22 protein-coding genes are annotated in these 24,687 nt (G+C 62.8%); 5 read left to right on the top strand and 17 right to left on the bottom strand.

Going from position 1 to position 24,687, the window contains the following annotated elements:
- The first annotated feature begins 99 nt into the window (after positions 1-99).
- Positions 100-969, top strand: coding sequence for a 50S ribosomal protein L11 methyltransferase (locus MF606_RS13540; protein WP_240229877.1), 870 nt, complete (start codon positions 100-102; stop codon positions 967-969).
- Positions 970-1,081: 112 nt separating this feature from the next.
- Here the strand turns inward: MF606_RS13540 and MF606_RS21625 are convergent, their stop codons facing one another.
- Together MF606_RS21625 and MF606_RS21630 are read right to left on the bottom strand one after the other, a co-directional pair.
- Positions 1,082-1,213 carry a hypothetical protein gene (locus tag MF606_RS21625; RefSeq protein WP_263574796.1) on the bottom strand — a complete coding sequence of 44 codons (132 nt, stop codon included), beginning with the start codon at positions 1,211-1,213 and terminating at the stop codon, positions 1,082-1,084.
- A 122-nt stretch (positions 1,214-1,335) separates the two neighbouring features.
- Complete coding sequence (locus MF606_RS21630) at positions 1,336-1,470, bottom strand: hypothetical protein (protein ID WP_275693082.1); 135 nt, start codon at positions 1,468-1,470, stop codon at positions 1,336-1,338.
- 113 nt (positions 1,471-1,583) lie between these two features.
- Between MF606_RS21630 and MF606_RS13545 the strand changes: the two genes are divergently transcribed.
- The gene (locus MF606_RS13545) at positions 1,584-3,407 is read left to right on the top strand and encodes an aminopeptidase P family protein (protein ID WP_240229878.1); all 1,824 of its coding nucleotides are present in this window, start codon (positions 1,584-1,586) and stop codon (positions 3,405-3,407) included.
- A gap of 173 nt (positions 3,408-3,580) precedes the next feature.
- Here the strand turns inward: MF606_RS13545 and MF606_RS13550 are convergent, their stop codons facing one another.
- The 8 genes from MF606_RS13550 to ftsZ all read right to left on the bottom strand — a co-directional run bounded on the left by MF606_RS13550 (position 3,581) and on the right by ftsZ (position 14,102).
- Positions 3,581-4,072: a hypothetical protein gene (locus MF606_RS13550; RefSeq protein ID WP_240229879.1), complete on the bottom strand. Its 492-nt coding sequence runs from the start codon at positions 4,070-4,072 to the stop codon at positions 3,581-3,583.
- Between the two features lie 102 nt (positions 4,073-4,174).
- Positions 4,175-4,642: a DUF3828 domain-containing protein gene (locus MF606_RS13555; RefSeq protein ID WP_240229880.1), complete on the bottom strand. Its 468-nt coding sequence runs from the start codon at positions 4,640-4,642 to the stop codon at positions 4,175-4,177.
- Between the two features lie 184 nt (positions 4,643-4,826).
- On the bottom strand, positions 4,827-6,134 hold the full coding sequence (locus tag MF606_RS13560) for a hypothetical protein (protein WP_240229881.1): 1,308 nt from the start codon (positions 6,132-6,134) through the stop codon (positions 4,827-4,829).
- 28 nt (positions 6,135-6,162) lie between these two features.
- Positions 6,163-8,364 (bottom strand): NAD-dependent DNA ligase LigA, encoded by a 2,202-nt coding sequence (gene ligA, locus MF606_RS13565; RefSeq protein WP_240233849.1) that lies wholly within the window; start codon positions 8,362-8,364, stop codon positions 6,163-6,165.
- Between the two features lie 159 nt (positions 8,365-8,523).
- Positions 8,524-10,194 carry a DNA repair protein RecN gene (gene recN / locus MF606_RS13570; RefSeq protein ID WP_240229882.1) on the bottom strand — a complete coding sequence of 557 codons (1,671 nt, stop codon included), beginning with the start codon at positions 10,192-10,194 and terminating at the stop codon, positions 8,524-8,526.
- A 232-nt stretch (positions 10,195-10,426) separates the two neighbouring features.
- Entirely contained in the window at positions 10,427-11,272 is an 846-nt protein-coding gene (locus tag MF606_RS13575) for an outer membrane protein assembly factor BamD (RefSeq protein WP_240229883.1), read from the bottom strand.
- 94 nt (positions 11,273-11,366) lie between these two features.
- On the bottom strand, positions 11,367-12,320 hold the full coding sequence (lpxC, locus tag MF606_RS13580) for a UDP-3-O-acyl-N-acetylglucosamine deacetylase (RefSeq protein WP_240229884.1): 954 nt from the start codon (positions 12,318-12,320) through the stop codon (positions 11,367-11,369).
- Positions 12,321-12,431: 111 nt separating this feature from the next.
- A complete protein-coding gene (gene ftsZ, locus MF606_RS13585; RefSeq protein WP_240229885.1) occupies positions 12,432-14,102 on the bottom strand; it encodes a cell division protein FtsZ in 1,671 nt (556 codons plus the stop codon).
- Between the two features lie 254 nt (positions 14,103-14,356).
- Here ftsZ and MF606_RS13590 point away from each other — a divergent pair, with 254 nt between their 5' ends.
- Genes MF606_RS13590 through MF606_RS13600 form a run of 3 tightly spaced genes read left to right on the top strand, consistent with a single transcriptional unit; the run spans position 14,357 to position 16,209 of the window.
- Positions 14,357-14,818: a VOC family protein gene (locus tag MF606_RS13590; protein WP_240229886.1), complete on the top strand. Its 462-nt coding sequence runs from the start codon at positions 14,357-14,359 to the stop codon at positions 14,816-14,818.
- Between the two features lie 17 nt (positions 14,819-14,835).
- Positions 14,836-15,345: a chloramphenicol phosphotransferase CPT family protein gene (locus tag MF606_RS13595; RefSeq protein ID WP_240229887.1), complete on the top strand. Its 510-nt coding sequence runs from the start codon at positions 14,836-14,838 to the stop codon at positions 15,343-15,345.
- A 9-nt stretch (positions 15,346-15,354) separates the two neighbouring features.
- Entirely contained in the window at positions 15,355-16,209 is an 855-nt protein-coding gene (locus tag MF606_RS13600; protein WP_240229888.1) for a nucleotidyltransferase domain-containing protein, read from the top strand.
- Positions 16,210-16,418: 209 nt separating this feature from the next.
- Here the strand turns inward: MF606_RS13600 and ftsA are convergent, their stop codons facing one another.
- From ftsA to mraY, 7 genes are all read right to left on the bottom strand, one after another.
- On the bottom strand, positions 16,419-17,717 hold the full coding sequence (ftsA, locus tag MF606_RS13605) for a cell division protein FtsA (protein WP_240229889.1): 1,299 nt from the start codon (positions 17,715-17,717) through the stop codon (positions 16,419-16,421).
- Between the two features lie 11 nt (positions 17,718-17,728).
- Positions 17,729-18,748: a cell division protein FtsQ/DivIB gene (locus MF606_RS13610; RefSeq protein ID WP_240229890.1), complete on the bottom strand. Its 1,020-nt coding sequence runs from the start codon at positions 18,746-18,748 to the stop codon at positions 17,729-17,731.
- On the bottom strand, positions 18,736-19,710 hold the full coding sequence (locus MF606_RS13615) for a D-alanine--D-alanine ligase (protein ID WP_420842209.1): 975 nt from the start codon (positions 19,708-19,710) through the stop codon (positions 18,736-18,738). The genes MF606_RS13610 and MF606_RS13615 overlap by 13 nt, the downstream gene beginning before the upstream one ends.
- The gene (gene murC / locus MF606_RS13620) at positions 19,653-21,071 is read right to left on the bottom strand and encodes a UDP-N-acetylmuramate--L-alanine ligase (RefSeq protein WP_240229891.1); all 1,419 of its coding nucleotides are present in this window, start codon (positions 21,069-21,071) and stop codon (positions 19,653-19,655) included. The genes MF606_RS13615 and murC overlap by 58 nt, the downstream gene beginning before the upstream one ends.
- Positions 21,068-22,177, bottom strand: coding sequence for an undecaprenyldiphospho-muramoylpentapeptide beta-N-acetylglucosaminyltransferase (murG, locus tag MF606_RS13625; protein WP_240229892.1), 1,110 nt, complete (start codon positions 22,175-22,177; stop codon positions 21,068-21,070). The genes murC and murG overlap by 4 nt, the downstream gene beginning before the upstream one ends.
- Positions 22,174-23,343, bottom strand: a complete 1,170-nt coding sequence (locus MF606_RS13630; protein WP_240233851.1) for an FtsW/RodA/SpoVE family cell cycle protein — start codon at positions 23,341-23,343, stop codon at positions 22,174-22,176. The genes murG and MF606_RS13630 overlap by 4 nt, the downstream gene beginning before the upstream one ends.
- Before the next feature lie 238 nt (positions 23,344-23,581).
- Complete coding sequence (gene mraY / locus MF606_RS13635) at positions 23,582-24,667, bottom strand: phospho-N-acetylmuramoyl-pentapeptide-transferase (protein ID WP_240229893.1); 1,086 nt, start codon at positions 24,665-24,667, stop codon at positions 23,582-23,584.
- Positions 24,668-24,687 lie beyond the last annotated feature (20 nt).

Consider the following 24,687-nt stretch of genomic DNA (forward strand, 5'->3'; position numbering starts at 1 on the left):
GCTCCACCGAATCTACACCAAGCCCGCCATGCGGGGGATAAGCCAGATTGACCTCTGGGCGCACATGGCGCAACTAGGCGCGGAACAAAGGATCTCGCTATGCCCGTCGACCAGCTCTCCGCCCCGCTCACCAAGGAACAGGCTTACGCGTTGGTCGACGCCGTCATGGAACGCGACGATCTGGCTTTGACGGCCTCGGCCCATGAGAACGAAGACACCGGCGAGTGGTTCTTCGAGGCCACCTGCGACAGCCCGCCCGATGTTGAATCATTTGTTGAACTGGCCCGGCAAACCCTTGGTGGGGCTGTCGAATTTTCAGTCTCGCCGATCGATCCAGAAATCAACTGGGTTGCCAAGTCGCTTGAAGGCCTGGCGCCGGTCATCGCCGGCGGATTCTATGTCTACGGCAGCCACGAAACCGGACCGGTTCCGAGCGGCTTGACCCCGATGCGGATCGACGCGGCGCAGGCTTTTGGCACCGGTCACCACGAAACCACCACCGGGTGCCTCGAGGCCATCGACAAGCTGCTGAAGCGCCGGAAACCGCGCCACATGCTCGACGTTGGCACCGGCACCGGCGTGCTCGCCATTGCCCTTGCCAAGCGCACGCGCACGACGGTGATCGCCACCGATATTGACCCGATCTCGGTGGTGACGACGCAGGAAAATGCGACCCAGAACGGGGTCGGCAAGCTCATTATCGCGCTTGAAGCGACGGGGCTAAACCACCCGGCGATCGCGCAAAATGCACCCTACGATCTGATCGTGGCCAATATTCTCGCAGGGCCGCTGATGGCGCTGGCGCCGGCCGTTGGCCGCGCGGCGCAGAAGGGCGCGACCATCATCTTGTCCGGCATTCTGGAGCATCAGGCGCGCGGCGTTATCAACGCCTATGCTCGCCAAGGCATGACCCTGACGCAGAAGCTGCAGCGCAAAGACTGGACCACGCTGATGCTGGAAATGAAGTAGCGGACGGGCCGAGTGGCGCCGCCAAGCTGCGTTCCGTTACTCACCCCAAAAGCAAAATCCCCGAAGCGAGCTCCGGGGATCGTCAGATCGTCAGCAGTAAACTGCAGCGGCCTTACGGGCGCTTGGTGAACGCGCCGATCAGCTGGTGCTGCATGCGGTAGCTGACCTGGCGGCTCGATTCACGGCCACGGGCGTCGATAACGGACCCCAGTGCCTTGCGGAAATCGTTCTTGCTCTCAGTCATTCTAGTCTCCATGCACTTGTGACGATGGTCTATTGCCCCCGTCGCGATGTTATTTAGTCTCACCGGTAGGGTTTGGTTAGGCCCTAGCGGTCAAGGCAGCCCTGCAAGACTCGCAAACCCCGTTACCGCTTTGTTAATTTGCCGTTCAGCTTGCCATAGTCGCGCTCGAAGCGGTCGAGGTAGCGCTGCGCCTCGCGCTCGCGTCCCGCCATCATCGCATCGAAGACGCGGACCACGAAATTCTTGCTCTTATCCATTTCGCTCTCCTTGCTTCTCCATCTAAGTTAGGGCGCCGGCGCCGATTTGCGATTGCCCGGCGTAACAAGCCAGCCATGACCGGAGCGCACTCCGGCACGAGGAATTCCCGCCCATGACCGCCCAGAGCTTCCCCCCTGCCGTTTTCCAGAGCTTCGAGGAAAAGGCCGACCCGAAGAACGTGGCTCCGCGCCTCGCCGCGTTGCGGGCGGCCATGGCCAAGGCAGGCGTGGATGGCTTCCTCATTCCGCGCGCCGATGCGCATCGCGGCGAGTCGGTTCCACCGAGCGAAGCGCGGCTGGCCTATATCACCGGCTTTACCGGCTCCGCCGGCGTCGCCTTGGTCGGCGCGAAGAAGGCGGCGCTATTCGTCGACAGCCGCTACACGCTGCAGGCCCCAGCGCAGACCGACACCAAGAAGATCACGGTGATCCAGACCGAGAGTCGGGGCATTGCTGCCGAGGCTCGCAACTACGTGCCCAAGGGTGGCACCATTGCCTACGACCCCTGGTTGCACACGCCGGGCGAAGTGCGCGACATAACGGCCATGCTCGATGGCCACGCCACCATGGTCCCATCCGCCAACCTGGTCGATAGCATCTGGAAGGATCGCCCCGGCGCCCCGGTCAGTCCCATCGAATTTCTGGGCCACAACCGTGCCGGCAAGACGGCCCCCGACAAAATTGCCGAAATTCAAGCGTCGTTGGCTGCCGACGGCGCTGATGCGGGCGTGCTGACCCTACCCGAATCGATCTGCTGGCTGTTCAACATGCGCGGCCGCGACGTGCCCAACACGCCTTACGTCCTGGGCTTTGCCATCGTGCCGAAGAAGGGCTTGCCGACGCTTTATCTCGACCCGGCCAAGATCACCGACGACATCCGCAAGGCGCTGGATGGCGTCGCCAAGCTGTCCAGCAGCAAAAGCCTGCCAGAGGCTTTGGCGCGGTTGGGCAAGGGCTCCAAAGCCGTGCTGATCGACCCCGCCACCGCGCCGGAGTCCGTCGCCACCGCGCTCAAGGATGCCGGCGCGAAGCTGATCGAGAAGCGCGACCCGGTGCTGCTGCCAAAATCGCGCAAGAATGATGCCGAATTGGCCGGCATGCGCGAAGCCCACAAGCTCGATGGCGTGGCGCTGGCCAAGTTTCTCGCCTGGTTCGACGACGCGGCGCCGAAGGGCGGGCTAACCGAAACCGGCATCGTCACGGCGCTCGAAGCCTTCCGTCGCGAGGAGGAGACCTGCGTCGATGCCAGCTTCGACACCATTTCAGGTGCCGGGCCCAACGGTGCCATCGTGCACTACCGCGTGACCAACAAGACCGACCGCGTGCTCAATCCCGGCGAAATCATGCTGGTCGATAGCGGCGCGCAATATCTGTCGGGCACGACCGACATCACCCGCACCATGTCGACTGGCAAGCCAAGCGACGAACAGCGCGACCGCTTCACCCGCGTGCTCAAGGGCATGGTGGCCATTTCGATGGCGCGGTTCCCCAAGGGCACCTCGGGTGCGCAGATCGACGTGCTGGCGCGCCAATTCCTGTGGCAGGCGGGGGTGACTTACAATCACGGCACCGGGCACGGCGTCGGCGCCTATCTGGGCGTCCACGAAGGCCCGATCGGCATTTCCTCGCGCTACACGATGCCGCTCGAGATCGGCAACGTCATCTCCAACGAGCCGGGCTTTTACAAGGCCGGTGAATACGGCATTCGCATCGAGAACCTGATCACGGTGGTGCCGAGCGCGGGTTTCGATGGTTATCTCGAGTTCGAGACCATCACCCTGGCCCCGATCGATCGGGGCCTCATCCGCAAGTCCATGCTCACAGAAGCCGAGCGCGCCTGGATCGACGCCTACCACCGCCGCGTGTGGAAGGAGATCGGCCCGCTGGTAAAGGGCAAGGTCAAGGACTGGCTCAAGGACGCGACTGAGGAATTGTAGAGGCCTTTTTGCGGCGCACAGAGACCGCCCTACCCACGATCGCTTGCCGCGGACTTGATCCGCGGTCACTCTCAACACGGCACAAGCGGTGAGAGACCTGCGGATCAAGTCCGCGGGAGCGACTGTGGGTTGAGAAGGGTAGCGACCTCTCCCCGAAGGAGGAGTGAAGAACCTTAAAACCCCAGCGGATCGTAGGTCAGGGCCCAGCTCAAAAGCCAGTGTTCCTCGCTGCCCATCGATGAGACATCATCGACCTTCCAGCCCTCGGCTTCGCGCACCATGGCTATGCTCAGCAGCCGTGGCTGGTCGAAATTGTGATAGCTCACATTGATCACCGCCCGGTCGTCGATCTGCGCCGGTTCCCCGATATGGACATCGAACAGCAGCGCATTGACGTCGGGCAGGAACGGATTGAACACGGCGTCGATGGTGAATTCAGAGCCACTCATCGCTGCATCGCTGGAGAACACGTCGTTCTCGACCGCCTGGTCGAAGATCGCCTTGAGCCGGGTCGAGTAGTAGACGGTGGGATCGGCGACCGTTTGGCCGAGCTGGTAGTCGTCATAGATGGCCGCCACCAGCGCCTTCGGATTGTCGAAGCGCTCGGCCGCCCAGGCGCATGGCACCATCGCCATGGCCGCAAACGCCGCCAATATCTGTCGCATTCCCTTGCCCCTCATGTGACGCCAGCCTGCTAGCTGCGTCGCACGGCATGACTGTGATGGGGCGGTGGCGGATTTGCGACAGCTGCCTTAAATTTCGTCCATTTAATTGTAGAGTGCGGCGGCTTCCGCGAAAATCTCGCTGAGGCGATAGGGATTGTCCGGATTGGTCGAAACGACGTCGTCGATTTTCCAGCCGCCGTTCTCCAGCACCAGCTCATAGGTTAGGCTGCGCGGCTCGCCGAAATTCTTGAAGGTCACGTCGGCCGAGGCATAGTCGCCAGCAATGCCGGGCGCACCGATCTCGAAATCGGTGATCTCGTAGTCCTGCCCGTCGATATAGGGATCAAAACTCAGCGCCCCCATCTCCCCTTCCGGCGTCACCAGCGCATCATTGTCGTAAAGCGCCTGCAGCGCCGCCGACCGGAATTGCACCTCGTCCTCGGGGAAATCGTCGCTGAAATACGGTTCATAGAACGCCGTAAGCAAATCCTGCGGCGTTTCGAAAGCCTGGGCAGCAGCGAAACCCGTCAGGGCCAGGAACATGCCGGTGGCGAGGGCAGCAAGGCGCATGGGAAATCTCCAAGAACAGAACGAGGGCTGGCTATTCTTCCAGTCAGCATCCGGTATTGGTGGTGATACGCCAACCTCTCCACATCGTCACCACCCGACTTGTTCGGGTGGTTCAAATGCGCCCCTGGGCATGCTGGATTGCCCGGGCAATGACGATTGAGCGAAGAGTCGTCGTGCCCAGGGTCTAATTGAACCAGAACACGTAATTCAGCCAGTCGACACCGAACGCCTCATTGGCTTCCGCAAAGCTCTGCGCATCGGCGATGGGGCCGTCCTTGAGGTAAGGCAGTGCCCCCGCGCCAGTCAGGATCATGACGAGGTCGGTGCGGGTCGCGGTCTCGAAATATGCTTTGAGATCAAAGCCCTGCTTGAAGCGCCAATGCGGCACCAGCAACTCGCCATCGAGCACCTGATCGACGGTATCAAGCGTTGCCATCCAGGCATCCACGGTCTTCTGCGTTACCGGGGTATCGGGCACCAGCGAGGTCTGGCTGGGCGATGGCACCAATTCCCTGTTGTCGTCCGTCTCGGCCAGGATCAGCTCCCAGTTCTGGCGCGACAGTGCCGTGATCGACTTGAGGCGGTCGAGCACGCCGGCCAGCCGCTCGGCATCGGTTACCGGGAAGTTCAGCGTGTGGATCGCGGCGATGATATCGGCGATGCCGGTATCGCTCTCAGGATCCATGAACAGCATGCCGCCGCGCGAATAGTCCTGCATTGGCAGATCGGCCTTAGGGAAGACACGGTGCAGGTAGGCGTTGAAGAAGTCCGTGAAGTCATGGGCCAGAAGCAGATCGAACGGCGCCGCCGTGACCTGCGTATAGCCGGCAAACCAGATGGCGTCGGCGCGATCGAAGCCAATGGTGGTATCGACCACCGCCGGCTCTACATCCTTGGTCTTGCTCTTGCCGCCCGGCGGCGGAGCGTCCGGGACTTCGAATTCGTCGAACTCATCGAACTCGTCAAAATTATCGAACGACTCGATCACCGCGCCAAGCGTTTCGCCCGCATCGGCCTCGCCATTGCCGTTGAAATCGATCCGCACCTTGAGCGGATCGATGGTGATGACATAGTCGCCCTCTCCGCCGGAGAGCTCGAAAGCGGTTCGCGCCAGATCCAGATCAACCACAAAGTCCGAAAGCACGGTGCGCAACGCGTCGTATGTCAGCGGTTCCGGGTTGGGATTGGCCGGAATGGACTCGGCGCCCATGTTGAGGCCCAACAGCATGGCCGCGGCGGTGGTGCCGGGTGTGGTTGCGCCATAGCGGTAGAGATCCTGAGCCAAGCCCTCATAGGCCGTGACGAATTTCAGCAGACCGAGAGCGAAACACCCTTCCTGATCGGCCGCGTCGCAGGCGCTGCCAGCGACGGCGAGGCCCTGGGCCGCCTTGCCGGCATAGAGATGTTCGATGAGTGCATCGCCCGCTTCGCCCGCCTGTGCGGAGCCCGATAGCAGCGTTGCCGTTATCACCAGTCCGGCCAGTCTCTTCATGTACTCTCCCTGGGCGGATCGCCCAAATTCACTTGCCGACGCGCACAAACCACTCGTCTTCGCTGATGACCTCGACGCCAAGCGCCTCTGCCGTCTTCAGCTTGGACCCGGCGCCCGGGCCGGCAATGAGGATATCGGTCTTGGCCGATACCGAGCCGGCTACCTTAGCGCCCAGTCGTTCGGCCATAGCCTTGGCTTCCGATCGCGACATTTTTTCGAGCGAGCCGGTGAACACCACCGTCTTGCCCGCCACCACGCTATCAGCCGAGACCACCACCACATAGGGCTTGGGATGTACCTGGTTCAGCAGCGCATCGAGCACGTCGTCATTGCGCTCATTGCCGAAGAAATCGACCAGCGCTTCGATCACCGTGCCGCCAATGCCGTCGACCGACGAGAAGACGCTATGCGGGTCTTCGGCGGCGGCGGTTTCCTTGCCGACCCGGATCAGCTCCTCCATGGTCGAGAAGGTCCGCGCCAGCACCGCCGCGGTGGTCTCGCCGATATGGCGGATGCCTAGCGCGAAGATGAACCGGTCAAGTTCGGGCTCCCGGCGTGCATCGATGGCCGCGAACAGCTTGTCGAGCCCTTCGTAGTTGCGGTCCTCGACGCTGCGCACATTCTTGCGCGTCTTGCCCGATGCAGCCTCGCGCAGCCGCGCCTGCTCTTCGCGCCGCTCGGCCAGCGCCTTGGTGACGGCAGGCCGGCGATCTTTCAGCGTGAAGATATCGGCGGCGGTCTTGACCAGGCCGGCATTGAAGAACAGGTCGATATTCTCGGCCCCCAGTCCCTCGATATCCATGGCGCCGCGCGACACGAAATGGCGCAGCCCCTCCACCGCCTGGGCCGGGCAGATCAGCTCGCCGGTGCAACGACGGCGCGAGTCTTCCTTGCCGGTCTTCTCGTTGAGCTCGCGGGTCGCCGGTGATCCGCAAACCGGGCAGGTATCGGGGAAAATATAGGCCACCGCGTCGGCCGGGCGCTTTTCCAACACCACGCGAACGATCTGCGGGATCACGTCCCCTGCCCGCTGGATGACCACGGTATCGCCGATGCGGATATCCACGCCTTCGCGGATCGGCAGGCCGTTGCTGTCAAAACCCTTGATATAGTCCTCGTTGTGCAGCGTCACATTCTCGACGACCACGCCACCCACCGTCACCGGCTCCAGCCGGGCCACCGGGGCCAGCGTACCAGTGCGGCCGACCTGGATGTCGATACGCTTCACCACAGTAGTGGCCTGCTCGGCCGGAAACTTGTGGGCCACGGCCCAGCGCGGCTCGCCGGTGACGAAGCCCCAGCGGCGCTGCAGTTCGAGCTGGTCGACCTTGTAGACCACGCCGTCGATGTCGTAGCCCAGCGACGAGCGCTGCTCCTCGATCAGCCGATACTGCGCAATCAATTCGTCGACCGATTTGGCGCGCACCATCAGCGGGCTGACCTTGAAACCCCACTCAGCGAATTTCTGCACCGCCTCAAACTGAGTCGGCGCCGGGTCCTCAGTGGTGGCGCCCCAGGCATAGGCGAAGAATTTGAGGTTGCGGCTGGCCGTAACCGACGCATCCTTCTGACGCAGCGAGCCGGCCGCCGTATTGCGTGGGTTGACGTAGTCCTGCCCACCAGCAGCGGCGGAACGGGCCTTCAGCGCCTGGAACTCGGCATAGGTCATATAGACCTCGCCGCGTATCTCGATGCTCTGCGGCCAACCCGAGCCTTTGAGCTTGTGCGGGATATCGGCGATCGTCTTCAGGTTGGCGGTGATGTCCTCGCCCACCGCGCCGTCGCCACGGGTGGCACCCTGCACGAAGACGCCATTCTCATAACGCAAAGAGGCCGAAAGGCCGTCGATCTTGGGCTCAGCGGTAAAGGCGATATCGAGATCCTTGTCCCGCTCGAAGAAGCGCTTGCCGCGGGTGATGAAATCGACCACGTCCTCGTCGGTATAGGCCTTGGCGAGGCTGAGCATGGGCACCGCATGGCGGACCTTGGCAAAGCCCTCTGCCGGCGGCGCGCCGACCGACAGCGAGGGACTGTCCTCCCGCACCAGGTTGGGAAACGCCTCCTCGATGGCTTCATTGCGTCGGCGCATCGCGTCATAGTCTGCGTCGGTGATCTCAGGCGCATCCTTCTGGTGGTAGGCGATATCGGCCTTGGCAATCGCCTCCGCAAGGCGAGCCAGCTCGATATCGGCTTCCTGTTCGGTTAGATCATCGACGGTTTTTTTGGACAGGTCGGTCATGGGATACTCGGAGGCAGATTCTATCAACGAGGATACCCCCTCCTTGCCTCCCCCTGATAGGGGGAGGGACCGATCGCGCTTGCAGCGAAATCGTGCCACATGCGCCGGCTAGATCCCCTTTCTAGGGGAGCTCAGGCGGGGGTATCCTTGCTACCCAACTTCGCTCAACAGCTTGCTCGCGGCTGCCCTTGCCTCGTCAGTCACGGTAGCACCAGCCAGCATGCGGGCGACTTCCTCTTGCCGGGCATCGGCGCCGAGCGGCTTCACATGGGTGCGCATGAACGCCCCCTCCTTGACCGCCTGCTTCTCGATCAGCAGATGCCGTTGCGCCCGCGCCGCCACCTGGGGCGCGTGGGTCACCGCCAGCACCTGCACCTTGCCGGCCAGCCGCGCCAGGCGTCGGCCAATGGCGTCGGCCACGGCACCACCCACTCCGGTGTCAATTTCGTCAAAGATCAGCACTGGCGCCGAGCCGCGATCGGCCAGCACCACCTTGAGCGCCAGGAGGAACCGGCTGAGCTCGCCACCCGAAGCGACCTTGAGCAATGGCCCCGCCGCCGTGCCCGGATTGGTCTGCACATGGAAAGCGATCTGGTCGAAACCGGCGGCGGCGATGCGGGTTTTGTCGACCTGATGGTCGACGATGAACTTGGCCGCGCCCAGTTTGAGATCGGGCAATTCGGCGCCCACCGCCTTGGCCAGCGCACCGGCTGCCTTGAGACGCCCGGCGCTCAGCGTCTCAGCCGCCTTGCGATAAGCCTCCATGGCCCTGGCCTCGGCCGCTTCAAGCGCCGCGAGGCGCGCCTCCCCGCTTTGCAGCGTTTCGAGGTCTGCCGTGTATTTCGCCAGTACATCCTGCAGGCCGCCGCAGCTTGTCTGGTGCTTGCGCGCGGCCGCCCGCAGGGCGAACAACCGTTCCTCGACGCCTTCCAGCTCGGCGGGGTCGTAGGCCATTTCACGCTTCAGTTCGTCGAGTGCATCACCCGTGCGGTCCAGCGCGCCCAGCGAAGCGTCGAGCGTGTCCACAATGGGCTGGAACAGCGTCGCGCCACCGTCGATCTTGCGCATCAGCCGGCGCATCAGGCTCGCCAGGGCCGGCGCAGGCGCGGATGGACCGTTGAGCATCTCGTCGATTTCGGTGACGTCGGAGGCCGAGCGCTCGACCTGTTGCAGGTGTTGCCGGCGCTCCGCGAGCTCTTCCTCTTCGCCGGCTTGCGGCTTGAGCTTGCCCAATTCCTCGACCGTGTGCCGTGCATAATCCTCGGCAGCCAGCGCCTCGGCCACCAGCGCTTTTTGCGCCGCCACGGCCTCCTGCGCGTCGCTCAGGTCCTGCCAGGCGTCCCGCACCCGCGCCACGGCGGCCTCGAGTTCGCCAAAGGCATCGAGCGCCGCCCGGTGGGTCGCCACGTCGACCAGCGCGCGATCATCGTGCTGGCCGTGGATTTCCACGATCTGCCCGCCGATCTTTTGCAGCAAGGCTGCGGACACCGGCTGATCGTTGATGAAGGCTCGCGTGCGGCCATCGGCGAACTGAACTCGGCGCAGGATGACGTCTTCATCATCGGGAATGGCGTTGTCGCGCAGTGCGGCGCGCGCCGGATGGTCGGCCGGCAATTGCAGCACCGCCACCACTTGCCCGCTTTCCTGCCCGGTTCGGACCAGAGATGCGTCCCCTCGCCCGCCAAGCGCCAACGTCAGCGCGTCCAGCAGGATGGATTTGCCGGCGCCAGTTTCACCGGTGAGAACAGTCATACCGCCATCGAGCGCCAGATCGAGCTGATCGATGAGGACAATATTGCGAACCGAAAGCGCGTTCAGCATGCGCGGACTATCCCAGACTTCTGCACTGGTGGCGTACGAACATTAATCTACTACCATCACGTCATTCCCGCGAAAGCGGGAATCCCCCTTTCACACAGCTAGGGAGATTCCCGCTTTCGCGGGAATGACGCGGCGAGCGTTGACCGCCGCCACAAACGAACTGGGGCGCATCTTAGCGCCCCAGAACAAACTAGCAACAAATTACTTAGGAACTCTTAGTTCCCCGGAACGATCAGTTCCGCAAGCCTGCCATCCAGCTTCCGTTGTTGACGGTCGGTGCGAGACCCTGCTTGCCCAGCAGTTCGAAAGCCTGCTTGTACCAGCTGCTCGACGGGTAGTTGTGACCCAGCACGGCGGCCGCAGTCATGGCTTCGGTGGTCAGGCCAAGCGACAGATAGGCCTCGGTCAGGCGATAGAGCGCCTCTTCGATGTGAGTCGAAGTCTGCCAGGTCTCGACGACCGTACGGAACCGGTTGATGGCAGCCGTGTATTGGCCATTGCCCAGATAGTAACGGCCCACCGACATTTCCTTGCCGGCCAGCTGATCAAAGGCAACCAACAGCTTCTCGCGCGCGTCCTCGGCATATTCAGACTGCGGATAGTTGGAAATCAGCAGGTTGTAGGTGTCGATGGCATCGCGCGACAACTGCTGGTCACGCGTGATGTCCTTGATCTGCGCGAAATAGGAATTGCCCTTGAGATAAAGCACATAGGGAACGTCCTTGGCGGTCGGATAGAGCGCCAGGAACCGGTCCGCTGCCAGAATCGCCTGGTCGAGCTCGCCGCCGCGATAGTTGGCAAAGACCTGCATCAGCTTGGATTTTTCGACCAGCGGATCGCGCGGGTGCTGGCGGTCAAGCTGTTCCAGGCTCTTGATAGCGGTCTGGAAGTACTGGCGATCCATGTCGTCCAGTGCCTTCTGATACAGCGTCGCCGCCGGAACAATGGCCGCTTCCCTGATTTTGGGCGGACCAAACAGGTTCATCCCCGAGCAGCCTGCGAGCACGACCGCAACGAGGGCAACGGTCAGGAACCGGGTCGCACGGCCGGTGAGACCACCAATAACGTCAACTGTCACGAACTGCCCCGTCCTTATAACGAAAACCGCAGCGTTGCGGCGTAGTTAGCAAATGGATCAAAACTGTGGCGCCGCGCGCCGTCCCCCACGGGGATTAGCGCACGGACCGCAGATAATGATTGACCGCCAACCCCATAGGCTGATCGTCGAACGCCTCGAATTCGAGTGGCAGGTCCTCTGCGCCGACTATCTCATAGTTGGCTTCGCTGGAAAAGAGACCCGCCAGCACATGCGCGTTAAGAGCGTGGCCGCCCTTGTACGAGCGGAAGCGGCCCCAGATTGGCAGTCCGCCCAGCGACAGATCGCCGATCGCATCGAGCAGCTTGTGGCGCACGAATTCGTCTTCGTAGCGCAGGCCGCCGGGGTTGAGGATACGGTCCTCATGTACGGTAATGGAATTGTCGAGGCTGGAGCCGAGGGCATAGCCCGCCTGGCGCAGGATCTTGGCATCGCGCACGAAGCCGAAGGTGCGCGCGCTCGAAACGTCTTCGTAATAGCGGCGCGGGGTCCAGTCGAAAATCATGCGCTGACGGCCGATGACCTTGCTGTCGAAGTCGATTTCGAGATCGAGTGCGCGGCCGTTATACGGCTCGAGCGCCGCGAAGGCATCGTTGTTGCGCACGGTAACGGCGCGCATGATCTTGAGGAATTTCCGTTGCGCCGGCTGAATTTCGAGGCCGACCTCGACGATCGCTTCGGCAAAAGGGCGCGCGCTGCCATCCAGAATGGGGCATTCGCCGCCATCCAGCGTGATGAGCGCATTGTCGACGCCCATGCCTGATAGGGCCGAGGTGACGTGTTCGATGGTGGCGACACTGACGCTATCGCCGAGATCGAGCGTGGTGCACAGCGTCGTACGGGTCACGCGAGAAAAATGCACTGGTACAGGGGCGGTGGTGCCGCTCTCGGTTTCCCGGCATATCATGATACCACTGTCGGCAGCGGCCGGGCTGATCGTGAGGGTCACCGGCTGGGCGCTATGAACGCCATAGCCGGAGAAGCTGATCGCAGCCGCGAGGGTACGCTGGCGCGTGGAAAGTTTCTGCATACTCGAAATACTCCGGCCCAAAACCCCGAACGCCCAAAAACTGTGTTAGCCAAAAAAAACTCGGCGCGGAAGCCGCACCGAGCAATGTTTCAAATGATCAGCAGGTGATCGTTAACCGTGCTTGCGCAGGAAAGCTGGAATCTCCAGGCTATCCTTCTGCGGCGCTGGAGCCGGTTGGCGACCCTGGGCGTCGAGGTTGCCACGGGCGCCGTCGACAGATGGTGCAACCCGCGAAGCCCTTGCCCCACCAGCTTCAATTGCGCTGCGGGCAGCGGCGTCGTCAGCCGCCGGGTGGGGTGCTTCTTCGCGTTCGACCGGCTGCGGCTGTCCTAGGTTCAGGCCAACATTGGAGGCGAGGCGCTTGAACAGAGCGCGGGCATTGCGCGGCTCGGGTTCATGACGTTCCTGCTGTTCCTGTGACCGGCGGGCAACAATCGGCAGCTCCTCGGTGCGCGGCATGCGGCGCTGACCTTCGGGGCGAGCGGCGTGCGACGGCACATAGACGCTGGGAACCGGCGATTCGTCTTCCATAGTCGTCGGCTCGTCCGTCTCCTGCACGCTGGCAGCGGCCGGAATGTAGGGCTCGACGAACACGCCATCGTCTTCCTGGCCATGATAGCTCGGAGCCGGGTTATCGAACGTGATCGCTTCGGCGACGGCAGCTTCGACCTGATGCTCGATCTGTGTCACCGTCGGAGCCGGCGCAAATGCAGCACGTTCCTGGGCAACACGGGTCGGCTCGACCGGCACATGGCGACGCACTTCGAGCGGCGTGCGCGAAGCATGCGGCTTTGCCGGCTCCAGCGCCTGCACCATGGTCGCGTCGGTGCCAGTGGCCACAACGGAGACGCGGATCGTGCCGGTGAGGCCCGGATCGTAGGTCGCGCCGAGGATGATATTGCAATCGGGATCGACTTCTTCGCGAATGCGGCTGGCCGCTTCGTCGACTTCGTACAGCGTCAGGTCCGGACCGCCGGTGATGGAGATCAGCAGACCACGTGCGCCCTGCATCGACACGTCGTCGAGCAGCGGGTTGGCAATGGCGGCTTCGGCGGCGTGGCGGGCACGATCTTCGCCCGAGGCTTCGCCGGTACCCATCATCGCCTTACCCATGCCGCGCATTACGGCGCGCACGTCGGCGAAGTCGAGGTTGATCAGGCCTTCCTTGACCATCAGATCGGTGATGCAGGCAACGCCGGAGAACAGCACCTGGTCGGCCATCGCGAACGCGTCGGCAAACGTGGTCTTTTCGTTGGCAACGCGGAACAGGTTCTGGTTCGGGATGACGATCAGCGTATCGACATGACGGTGCAACTCGTCGATGCCGTCATCGGCGAGGCGGGTACGACGGTTACCTTCGAAGTTGAACGGCTTGGTGACCACGCCAACGGTCAGAATGCCCTGCTCGCGCGCCGCCCGAGCCACAACGGGAGCCGCGCCGGTACCGGTACCACCACCCATACCGCAGGTGATGAACACCATATGCGAGCCACTAAGGTGATCGTTGATTTCGTCCCAGCTCTCTTCGGCCGCAGCACGGCCGACTTCGGGGTGCGAACCGGCGCCGAGGCCTTCGGTGACGCCGACGCCGAGCTGGATGATACGCTGCGCCTTGCTCAGGGCCAGGGCCTGCGCATCGGTATTGGCAACAACGAAGTCCACGCCATCAAGCCCGGATTCGATCATGTTGTTGACGGCGTTGCCGCCACCACCGCCAACACCGAATACGGTGATGCGAGGCTTCAGTTCCTGAATGTCCGGGATGGTGAGGTTGATAGTCATGAAGGGCCTCATAGTGGCGTGATTGGTAAAGATTTACCCCCGCAAACGTTAACCGCTCCCTAACAATTGTCTCACCGGTGTTAACGTGAACGCAATTTGCGAGGAGCATCGCCCAGACATTGACGACTGGTTAACCACGGCCCGCCCCGTGGGCCTCAAAAAACCCAGTCGTGTCAGTTGACAGTCTATAAATAACCAATTAGAAATATAACACATTGGTTCTATAAAGGGCCGTTCACGAGGAGACGACGATCATGCCAAAACCAATGCCTTGCCTGTGGTTCGACGACCGCATCGACGACGCGATCAAGTTCTATTCCGAGACCTTCAAGTCGGCCAAAGTGCATGAGCTGGTCCGCCACGCGCCCGACAAGCCCGCCTTCACCGCCATCATCGAACTCGACGGGCAGAAGTTCTTCCTTCTCAACGGCGGACCGCAATTCAAGTTCACCGAGGCAGTGAGCTTCATGATCGACTGCGACGGTCAGGAAGAGGTCGACCACTTCTGGAATACCTTCGTCGACAATGGCGGCGAGGAAAGCATGTGCGGCTGGTGCAAGGACAAGTTCGGTCTCTCCTGGCAGGTCGTGCCCAAGCAGATTTTCGAAACCGTCTTCGGCCCCGACAAGGCCGGCGCTGAGCGGGCCATGCAGGCAATGCTGTCCATGCGGAAACTGGTGGTGGCGGACCTGCGGAAAGCCTATGAGGGAAAATAATCTCTCAAGAGAAGCGCATGGCCGACGGACGCATAATCCTGCTCAACGGCACCTCCAGTGCCGGCAAGACCACCCTGTCCCACGCTCTGCGAGCGCAATTGGCCGAGCCCTTTTGCCTCTATGCCTCCGATCAACTGGCCGATGCGGGTTTCCGCCCACCGGCGCCGCATCAACGTCATGCCGGTCGCGAGCGGTTCTTTGATGGTTTCCACCGCTCCATCCCCGCCTTTGCAGCGGCGGGGAACGACGTCATCATCGAGCATATTGTGGAGCAACGGACCTGGGCCGATCAGCTAGCGGCGCTGATCGGTCATCTCGACGTGTTCTGGATCGGCGTCCACGCGCCGCTCGCCGTTCTCGAACAACGCGAGCGCGCCCGCGGCAATCGGCAGACGGGCGAAGCAGCCTATCATCTCAAGACACACGACTATTGCCGCTACGACCTGGAGGCGGACACCACGTCCGCCCCAATCGAGCAGATCGCCGCCGACGTCGCTGCGGCATGGCGGATGCGCGCGGCCCGCTGAGCCAATCGGTTGCCCGCCAATGGCGCATATGCTCATCTCCCCCGCATGGAGGAGACAGAGATGGACCAGCATAAGCTGATCGCGGCGATCACAGAAAAAATGGCAGACAAACAAGCCGTCCGTGGTCTGTTCCTGGCCGGCAGCTTTGGTCGCGGCACGGCGGATGAGTGGAGCGACGTCGACCTGATCGCCGTGGTGCCGGAGGGTCAGGAACGCGCGCTCGCCGATGAATGGCGCACGACGCTCCAGCAAATCACACCCATCGTATTCTGGAACGAGCTCCTGCGCGGGGTCATCGTGCTCAATGCGATCTCGGAGGAGTGGCTGCGCTGTGACCTTACGATCGTCACATCAAAGGATTTCGGCCGACGTGCGAAGAACCTGGTCAAACCGCTGATCGACCACGACGGCATCTATGACGCCCTGCCCGACACGCTCCCACCCAGGGAGCCTGACGCGGGCACGGTGCGCTACCTGATCCACGAATTCATCCGCATGCTGGGCCTGATGCCGGTCGGCGCCGGACGGCATGAATACGTGACCATGGTGCTGGGCGTCGGCATGATGCGCGGGCATCTCGAGGCGCTGTTGATGCAGGATGTGACCAATCCCGACCCCGGCGGGATCCTGCACCAGTCCAAATTGTTGCCGCCCGACCAGATGGCGCTGTTGGCCCGCCTGCCCTATCCGGATCCAGAACGTGAGGCGCTGATCAATGCCAATTTCGCTATTGCACGGGAATTCATGCCGCGAGCACGGGCCATGGGCAAGCGGCTGGACATCGAATGGCCAGAAGAGTTCGAGGCCGCGACGCGGAGGCGGTTAGCGCTGACACTAGGGGAAGCCGCGGGGCGGGCCTGGTAGGTCGGGGATCGGAGCACCCACGACCAATGTCGATTCCACCGGCCGTCACCCTCGGGCTTGACCCGAGGCACTACACTTTACCAGTGACAAGGCAAGTGAGGGCCCCTCGGGTCAAGCCCGAGGGGTGACGTCCGGTAATTTGACCAAGATTGTGTCACGCACCTGATCGGTCCCCCCTTCTTCAGGGGGACGTTAGGAGGGGGTATCCGCTAGAAACTCGTCCGCAGCCAATTGCCCACCCGGGCAAAATACCCGTCGGTGCCGGTGAGCCGGCCGCGACCTCTCGGCTCGGCATATTCCTGCGCGCAGACCTGCGGATAGATCAGCATGCCGGCAACCGTGGCGAAGGCCGCGCCCTTGGCCATTTCAGGCAGGCCGGCAATGCCCATCGGCCTGCCGTTGCGGACGTTGCGGGCCAGGATGCGGCGGGCGACTTCGGGCAGGCCAGTCATCTCGCTGGCCCCGCCCGTCAAAACGAAACGGCGGCCGCACACATCCATCATACCAGTGGCCTGCATGCGGTCACGGATAGCGGTGAGGATTTCCTCGATGCGCGGGCGCATGATGCGGGTGAGCACCGAGCGGGCCACCTGCCCCGGCGCTTCGTCATGCGTGGCGCCAACCGGCTGGATCGGGATCAAGTCACGCTCGTCTGCCTGGCCGGGCAATACCGAACCGTAGAAGGTCTTGAGTCGTTCGGCATCAGCGACGCTCACTGAGAGCTGGCGGGCGATATCAAGCGTCAGATGGTGGCCGCCAATAGCGATGGCGTCGGCATAGACCAGGTGCCCGTCATTGAAGACTGACACGGTCGTGGTCGCGCCGCCGAAGTCGATGCAGGCGACGCCGAGCTTGGCCTCGTCGTCGACCAGCGTCGCCAGACCGGACGCATAGGGCGTCGCGATCAGCGCTTCGATCTGCAGATGGCAGCGATGCAGCACCAGTTCGAGATTGCGCATGGCCAGCGTTTCCGAGCTGACCACGGCCACATCGACGCCCAGCTTGTCGCCGACCATGCCCTTGGGGTCGCGGACGCCCTTCTGGCCGTCAATCGCGTAACCGATGGGCAACGCGTGAATGATGGAGCGCTCCGGCCGCACAGACCGCTCGTTGACGGCACGCAGCACGCGATAGATATCCGCCTTTTCCACTTCCTGCCCGTCGAGCGACACGGCGGCCGAAAAGGTCTCGGAGCCCAGGCGTCCGGCGGTGACGTTGACGATCACGGATTCGAGCGTCAGCCCTGCGGCGCGCTCGGCCATGCCCACGACGGAGCGAATAGTCTGCTCGGCCTTCTCTATATCGGTGACCACGCCGCTCTTGACGCCGGACGATGGGCCGTAGCCGAAGCCGATCACCTCGGCCTGGTGAGTGCGCCCCCTCAACGCCTTGCCTTCGGCGCGCGGGGTCAATCGCGCGATGACGCAGCAAATCTTGGTGGAGCCGATGTCGAGCACGGCGACCAGCGTGGTCTTGCCGGGCTGGACGGGGCGAAGCCGGGATGTCATGGCGTCGGTCATCATTGCGGGATAATCGGGCTGGCTGGAGTTTCGGGCGGCAGCGGTGCGGAAAAGGCCTGCGATGGCAGTGTGCGCGGCGGCATCGGATAGGGCTGGCCCGACTTGGCCCGCTCGATGATGGCCTGCCGGCGCGCCTCTTCCGCCGCCGCGATTTCTTCCTCGGTCTTGGTCGGGCGTACGGCCACGAGGCTGGGAACCCGCAAGTCGATGACGGTCAGGTCGCGATCGAGCAACTGATAGTCGTTCTGATAGGTCACTAGGTGCCGCAGCGCGCGCGCCACGCCCAGTTCAGGCAATTGTATCCGCAAGCCGGTATCGTAGATGATGTCCCACCGGCGGTCGGCAATGCGCGACAGCGCCACCAGACCATCCTTGAGCTCCGGATACTGATCGAGCGCGCGGATCATGACGATGGCGTCGTCATTGGCGCCGTCACCCACGACCAGCGGCAGGTCGGAATACGCACCGCGATCTTCGCCGATCTGCTCGCCGGTACTATCGACCACGAAGGTGATGCCGTCGACGCGCCAACGCGCGACCGGTACCTTTTCAGTTACCGATACGATGACGTCGCCGGGATAGGTCTTGCGGACGCTGACGCTTTCGACGGCCGGCAGTTCGGCGATCCGCTGGCGCGCCGCTTCCACATCGAAACTAACAGTGGACGTATGAGGCTCGACGCCGAGGGCGTCAAAAATCGCCTGCTCGCCGGTCAGCGTCTGGCCAGTAATCGAGATCTCGCCAATGGCGAAGCCCGCATCGGCAAAGCGGCCCTGCGCGAGATCTCCCAGCACCATGCCACCTGCGGCGATGGGCTCGCGCAATTGGTAGACGGCGGTGCTTGCAGCGAGCAAGGCGGCAATCGCGAGTGCACGCTTGATGACGCGCCGATGCAGCACCCAGGTGCGACCGAGATTGTTGGCAAGCTTGCGGCGGGGAGAGCGGACAGGAACAGGCAGCGCGCGAGGATCGACGATCCTTGCGCCAGCGAGAAACGCCTCGCTCTTTACCTGTTGCAACTCGCGTCCTCCACCATCCAGGAGACCAATTCTTCGAACGAATGCCCTGCATGCAGCGCCTGTTCAGGCGCCAGCGAGGTGGGGGTCATGCCCGGCTGGGTGTTGATTTCCAGACAGACAAGCTCGCCATCTTCCCCCGCTGCATCGTTGTAGCGGAAGTCGGTGCGGGTAATGCCGCGACACCCAAGCGCGGCATGTGCCCTGAGGCTCATCTTCTGCACTTTGTCGTAAATTTTCGGTGAAATTTGTGCCGGGATAACGTGTTGTGATCCGCCAGCCGAGTACTTCGCCTCGTAATTGTAGAAGGCGAGGTCGGTCACGATCTCGGTTACCGCCAGCGCGACATCGCCCATGACCGCACAGGTCAGTTCCCGACCGGGAATATAGCGCTCGACCATCAGGTCCTCGCCGCCCTTCCAGTCGCTGCCCAGGATCTCCTGGGGCGGATGCGACTGGTCGGCCTTGACGATCAGGATGCCGAAGCTTGAACCATCGGCCACCGGCTTGACCACATAGGGCGGCTGCATGACGTGCGAGCAGCCAACCTCGGCCCGGCTGGCGACCACGTGATCGGTAACCGGCACACCGGCTGCCTTGAGCATGATCTTGGCCTGGTGCTTATCCATGGCCAGGGCCGAGGCGAGCACGCCTGAGTGGGTATAGGGAATGCGCAGGAATTCCAGCACGCCCTGGATCGCGCCATCTTCGCCGAAGCGGCCATGCAGCGCATTGAACGCCACATCGGGCGCGACTTCGCGCAGCCGCTCGGCAATGTCGTAGCCGACATCGACCTCGGTCACCCGATAGCCGGCATTGCGCAACGCCTCGGCGCATCCTTTGCCCGAGCTGAGCGATACGGGACGCTCATTGGATAGGCCGCCCATGAGGACGGCAACGTGCTTGCTCACTTGGGCTCCTCCCCGATCAGCGCGCCGAGTTCGGCCGGCAGCGCTGCGGCCCATTGCGTGATATTGCCGGCGCCCAGACAGACGACATAGTCGCCCTCCTCGGCGCGGCTGGCGATAAGCGGCGCCAGCGCTTCGGGCCGATCGATGACCCGCGCGTCACGATGACCGCGCGCGCGGATGCGGTTGACCAGCTCTTCATGCGTAACGCCGGCAATCGGCTGCTCGCCGGCGGCATAGACCGGCGCGACGATGACCGTATCGGCATCGTTGAAGCAGGCGGAGAAATCGTCGAACAAGTCGTGCAGACGCGAGTAGCGGTGTGGCTGCACCACGGCGATGACGTCGCGCTTGGTCGACTGCCGCGCCGCCTTGAGCACAGCGGCGATTTCCACCGGGTGATGGCCATAATCGTCGATCACGGTAATGCCGCCGACGACACCGGTCTTGGTGAAGCGGCGCTTGACCCCGGTAAAGCCCTTGAGGCCCTTGCGGATGGCCTCGGCGGGCACGTGAAGCTGATCGGCCACGGCAATGGCGGCGGTAGCATTGAGCGCGTTGTGCACGCCCGGCATTGGCAGCTCCAGCCCATCGATGCGGAGCTGGGTCATACGGATGCGGTCGCGGATCTCGACGGCAAAGTGACTGACGCCATCCACGGTTTCGAGATCGACCAGCCGCACATCGGCCTGCGGATTGCGGCCATAGGTGATGACGCGGCGATCCTTGATCAACCCAACGAGCGCCTGCACCTCGGGGTGATCGAGGCACATCACGGCAAAGCCATAGAAGGGCACGTTCTCGACGAACTGCAGGAAGGCCTTCTTGACCCCCTCGAAGTCGCCATAGTGGTCGAGATGTTCAGGATCGATATTGGTGACGATGGCGACATCGGCCGGCAGCTTGACGAAAGTGCCGTCGCTCTCGTCGGCCTCGGCCACCATCCACTCGCCGCTGCCCAGACGGGCATTGGTGCCATAGGCATTGATGATGCCGCCATTGATGACGGTCGGATCGAGATCACCCGCGTCGAGCAGCGTCGCCACCAGCGTCGTCGTGGTGGTCTTGCCATGCGTACCGCCGATGGCGATGGCGTTCTTGAAGCGCATGATCTCGGCGAGCATTTCGGCACGACGCACCACTGGCAAGGCGCGAGCGCGGGCAGCAGCCAGCTCCGGATTATCCTTCTTGATCGCCGAGGACACGACGACCACGGCGGCTTCACCCAGATTGTCGCCGCTCTGGCCGATGGCAACCTTGATGCCCATCGACTGCAGGCGCTGCACATTGGGATTGGCGGCAGCGTCGGAGCCCTGCACCACATAACCCTGGTTATGCAGGATTTCGGCGATACCGCTCATGCCGATGCCGCCGATCCCGATGAAATGGACGGGGCCGATATTGCGGGGCATCTTCATGAGGTGAGTTCCATTGTGTTCTTGCCGGATAGCATCTCGGCGATATCGGCCAACCTCTCGACGGCGCGCGGCTGACCGAGGGAGCGGGCAGCAGCGGCGGCTTTGGCGAGGGTGGCCGGGTCTGTTAGCAGGATAGTCAGGCGAGTGCCTAGCGATTGCGGCGACAGCGTGGCCTGCTCGGCCACCCAGCCGGCCCCTGCACTCTCGAAGAACAGGGCATTATTCTTCTGGTCCGCATCGATAGCGCCCGGCAGCGGCACCAGGATTGCCGGTCGTCCCAGCACCGTGATTTCAGCAATAGTCGACGCACCCGAACGCGCAATGACGAGATGGCTGCGCGAGATGCGCTCGGGCAGATCGCCAAAGAACGCCGCCAGCTCCACATTGACCTTGGCCTGGCGATAGACCTCCGCCACGCGGTCGAGATCCTCGGCACGGCACTGCTGCACGATCTGCAGGCGATGACGGATGGCGTCGGGAACCAAAGCGACGGCCGCCGGAACGATATCGGACAACGCCTTGGCCCCCTGGCTGCCGCCAAAGATCACGAGGCGTATGGGGCTATCTGAGTTAAGCGCGGGATAAGTCGTCGCGGCTGCCACGCGCACGCGGTCGCGCACCGGATTGCCGGTGAGCACCTTTTCCAGGTTCTGCGCATCGGCGAACTTGGTATTGGCGAAGCTCATGGCCAGGATATCGGCAAAGCGACCAAGCGCACGATTAGCCCGGCCCATCACGGCATTCTGCTCATGCAGAATGCCCGGAATGCCCAGCAGGTTGGCCGCGATGAAGGGCGGAAAGGTGGGGTAACCGCCGAAACCAATCACGCAATCGGGCTTGCTGGCGCGCAACTTGCCGAAGGCGACGGCAATGCCCCAAACGATCCTGAAAGCGGCCCCGGCCATGACCAGCGGGTTCTTCCCCGATGGCGTCGCCGACGGCACAATGTGGATTTGGCTGGCGGGGAAGTCGGCGCCATAAGTCTCGACGCGATGATCGGTCATCAGCTCGACCGTATTGCCGCGCCGGATGAGCTCCTGCGCCAACGCCATTGCCGGGAAGAGGTGCCCCCCCGTCCCGCCGGCCATGAGCATGAACTTCTTCATTCGGCCGGCGCCAATGGCGCCACAGCGCTCTTGTAGCTGGGAATACCGGTCGCCATGCGCTCCTCGGGTTTGGTGCGGGTAAAGGCGAGCATCAGGCCCATGCCGAAGGCGATGGCGATCATCGAGGTGCCGCCATAGGAAACGAACGGCAGCGTCATGCCCTTGGGCGGAATGAGGTTCAGGTTCACGGCCAGATTGATACCCGACTGCATGGCGAACTGGATCGCCAGCGTCGAGGCGGCGAGGCGCGAGAACAGACTCGTCTGCCTTTGTGCCCCCATCATGGCGCGAATAACGATGAAGGCGATCAACACCACCAGCACGAGGCAAAACAGGATGCCGAATTCGCCCGCGGCGGCCGAGAACACATAGTCGGCGTGCGCATCGGGAATGAGCTTCTTGGCGATCGATTCACCCGGCCCCCTGCCGAACCAGCCACCTTCGAGCAGCGACTGCAAGGCGCGATCGATCTGGTAGGTATTGCCGCCCCCTTCCGGGTTGAGGAAGGTATCGATACGGCGCGACACGTGCGGGAAGAACACATAGGCGCCGAACAGCAATGCACCGGCCGCACCGGCCAAGCCGAAGATGATCAGCCAGGAAATACCCGACAGGAACAGCAGCACGGCCCAGGTAGCGGTGACCAGCGCCGTCTGCCCGATATCGGGCTGCAGCAGCAGGCCAGCCACGATAGACAACATGATCAGCGAGGCCAGGAATTTGCCGGGCACGTTCTTGTGCACCATCGACTCCGAGAACAGCCAGGCTCCCAGCACGGCAAAGGCCGGCTTGACGAATTCGGAGGGCTGCACGGACTGGCCGGCAAAGGAAATCCAGCGCCGCGCACCTTTGACCTCGGTACCGAAGCGCAGCGTCGCCCACAGCAGGATGAGGCTAACCACCAACGTGACGAGCGCCGCCACCCGGGCCTGTCGGTGATTGAGCAGCGACGCCCCGATCATCACCGGCAAGGCGGCAAGGCAGAACAGCGCATGGCGGATGATGAAGAACCAGGGCGAGAGCCCGATGCGTTCGGCCACCGGCGGGCTGGCCGCGAAACTCAGCACCATGCCGCAGGTTAGCAACAGGATCAGCGCACCAAGCAGTTCCCGGTCGATCGACCACCACCACTCCGCCAGAGGCGTTTTTTCGGCACGGGAAAACATCATGGTCTGAACTCGATACAAACTGCATCGAATTGTAGCAGGCCGTTGGTTACCGATTTCCCAATCGCAATTGCGTTTTGCGAGTCGGCTGGACGCGCACTTGCCCGCCCCCACCCACAATCGCTTCCCCCGGACTTGATCCGGGGGTCACTCTCAAAACGGCGGAAGCGGTGAAAGACCCGCGGATCAAGTCCACGAGAAGCCTCGGTGTGTGGGGAAGCCCGGTGCCTTGTGTGCCCTACCGCAGCTTCAGCGTGCTCAACCCGATCAGCGCCAGCACGAAGCTGATGATCCAGAAGCGGATCACCACCTGGCTTTCGGTCCAGCCCATATGCTCGAAGTGATGATGGATCGGGGCCATGCGGAACACGCGCTTACCGGTGAGCTTGAACGACGTTACCTGTACGATCACCGATACCGTCTCGAGCACGAACAGCCCGCCGATGATCGCCAGCACGATCTCATGCTTGGTCGCCACCGCGATCGTGCCCAGGGCGCCGCCCAGAGCCAGCGAGCCGGTATCGCCCATGAATATCTGCGCCGGCGGGGCGTTGAACCACAGGAAGCCCAGTCCGGCCCCGATCAGCGCGCCGCAAACCACCGACAATTCGCCCGTGCCGGGAACGTAGTTGAGCAGCAGGTAATCGGAAAAATTCACGCTGCCGACGAGATAGGCGATGAGCGCGAAACAGGCGGCTGCCACCATGACCGGCACGATAGCCAGGCCGTCGAGGCCGTCGGTGAGGTTGACCGAATTGCCCGCCGCAACCACCACGAAGCCGCCGAACAGGATGTAGAAATAGCCCAGGTTCCAGGCCAGGTCCTTGACGAAGGGGAACAGCATCGAGGTGCCGTATGCGCCCGCCGCGAGCTGGGAGATGGCGAAGGCCGCGATGCCGCCGATCAGCGCTTCGAGCAGCAGCCGTTGCTTGCTGCCGAAGCCCTTGTGGCTCATGCGTTTGACCTTGAGGTAATCGTCGTAAAACCCGATCGCGCCGAAGCCGACGGTGACGAACAGCACCACCCACACATAGCCATTGCTGAGATTGGCCCAGAGCAGCGTCGAAATCACCGCGCCCGAGAGGATCATCAGCCCGCCCATGGTCGGCGTGCCCTTCTTGGTCAGCAGGTGGCCGGCAGGCCCGTCTTCGCGGATCGGCTGGCCTTTGCCCTGCTTGAGCCGCAGCAGGGCAATCATGCCCGGGCCGAACAGAAAGACGAAGAATAGCGCCGTTACGACCGCACCGGCGGTGCGAAACGTGATGTAGCGAAAGACGTTGAAAGCCGTGAGCGCGTCACCCAACTGGCCTAGAAAGTACAACATGAAGGGAAACGTCCTCGTTG

This window comes from Devosia lacusdianchii, assembly GCF_022429625.1.
GTDB classification, from domain to species: domain Bacteria; phylum Pseudomonadota; class Alphaproteobacteria; order Rhizobiales; family Devosiaceae; genus Devosia; species Devosia lacusdianchii.

Bases quoted from the DNA above. Each gene is read 5' to 3' on its own strand.
- MF606_RS13540 (WP_240229877.1), top strand. From the start codon at position 100: ATGCCCGTCGACCAGCTCTCCGCCCCGCTCACCAAGGAACAGGCTTAC.
- MF606_RS21625 (WP_263574796.1), bottom strand. From the start codon at position 1,213: ATGACTGAGAGCAAGAACGATTTCCGCAAGGCACTGGGGTCCGTTATC.
- MF606_RS21630 (WP_275693082.1), bottom strand. From the start codon at position 1,470: ATGGATAAGAGCAAGAATTTCGTGGTCCGCGTCTTCGATGCGATGATG.
- MF606_RS13545 (WP_240229878.1), top strand. From the start codon at position 1,584: ATGACCGCCCAGAGCTTCCCCCCTGCCGTTTTCCAGAGCTTCGAGGAA.
- MF606_RS13550 (WP_240229879.1), bottom strand. From the start codon at position 4,072: ATGCGACAGATATTGGCGGCGTTTGCGGCCATGGCGATGGTGCCATGC.
- MF606_RS13555 (WP_240229880.1), bottom strand. From the start codon at position 4,642: ATGCGCCTTGCTGCCCTCGCCACCGGCATGTTCCTGGCCCTGACGGGT.
- MF606_RS13560 (WP_240229881.1), bottom strand. From the start codon at position 6,134: ATGAAGAGACTGGCCGGACTGGTGATAACGGCAACGCTGCTATCGGGC.
- recN (WP_240229882.1), bottom strand. From the start codon at position 10,194: ATGCTGAACGCGCTTTCGGTTCGCAATATTGTCCTCATCGATCAGCTC.
- lpxC (WP_240229884.1), bottom strand. From the start codon at position 12,320: ATGCAGAAACTTTCCACGCGCCAGCGTACCCTCGCGGCTGCGATCAGC.
- ftsZ (WP_240229885.1), bottom strand. From the start codon at position 14,102: ATGACTATCAACCTCACCATCCCGGACATTCAGGAACTGAAGCCTCGC.
- MF606_RS13590 (WP_240229886.1), top strand. From the start codon at position 14,357: ATGCCAAAACCAATGCCTTGCCTGTGGTTCGACGACCGCATCGACGAC.
- MF606_RS13595 (WP_240229887.1), top strand. From the start codon at position 14,836: ATGGCCGACGGACGCATAATCCTGCTCAACGGCACCTCCAGTGCCGGC.
- ftsA (WP_240229889.1), bottom strand. From the start codon at position 17,717: ATGACATCCCGGCTTCGCCCCGTCCAGCCCGGCAAGACCACGCTGGTC.
- MF606_RS13615 (WP_420842209.1), bottom strand. From the start codon at position 19,710: ATGGGCCGCAGCGCTGCCGGCCGAACTCGGCGCGCTGATCGGGGAGGA.
- murC (WP_240229891.1), bottom strand. From the start codon at position 21,071: ATGAAGATGCCCCGCAATATCGGCCCCGTCCATTTCATCGGGATCGGC.
- murG (WP_240229892.1), bottom strand. From the start codon at position 22,177: ATGAAGAAGTTCATGCTCATGGCCGGCGGGACGGGGGGGCACCTCTTC.
- MF606_RS13630 (WP_240233851.1), bottom strand. From the start codon at position 23,343: ATGTTTTCCCGTGCCGAAAAAACGCCTCTGGCGGAGTGGTGGTGGTCG.
- mraY (WP_240229893.1), bottom strand. From the start codon at position 24,667: ATGTTGTACTTTCTAGGCCAGTTGGGTGACGCGCTCACGGCTTTCAAC.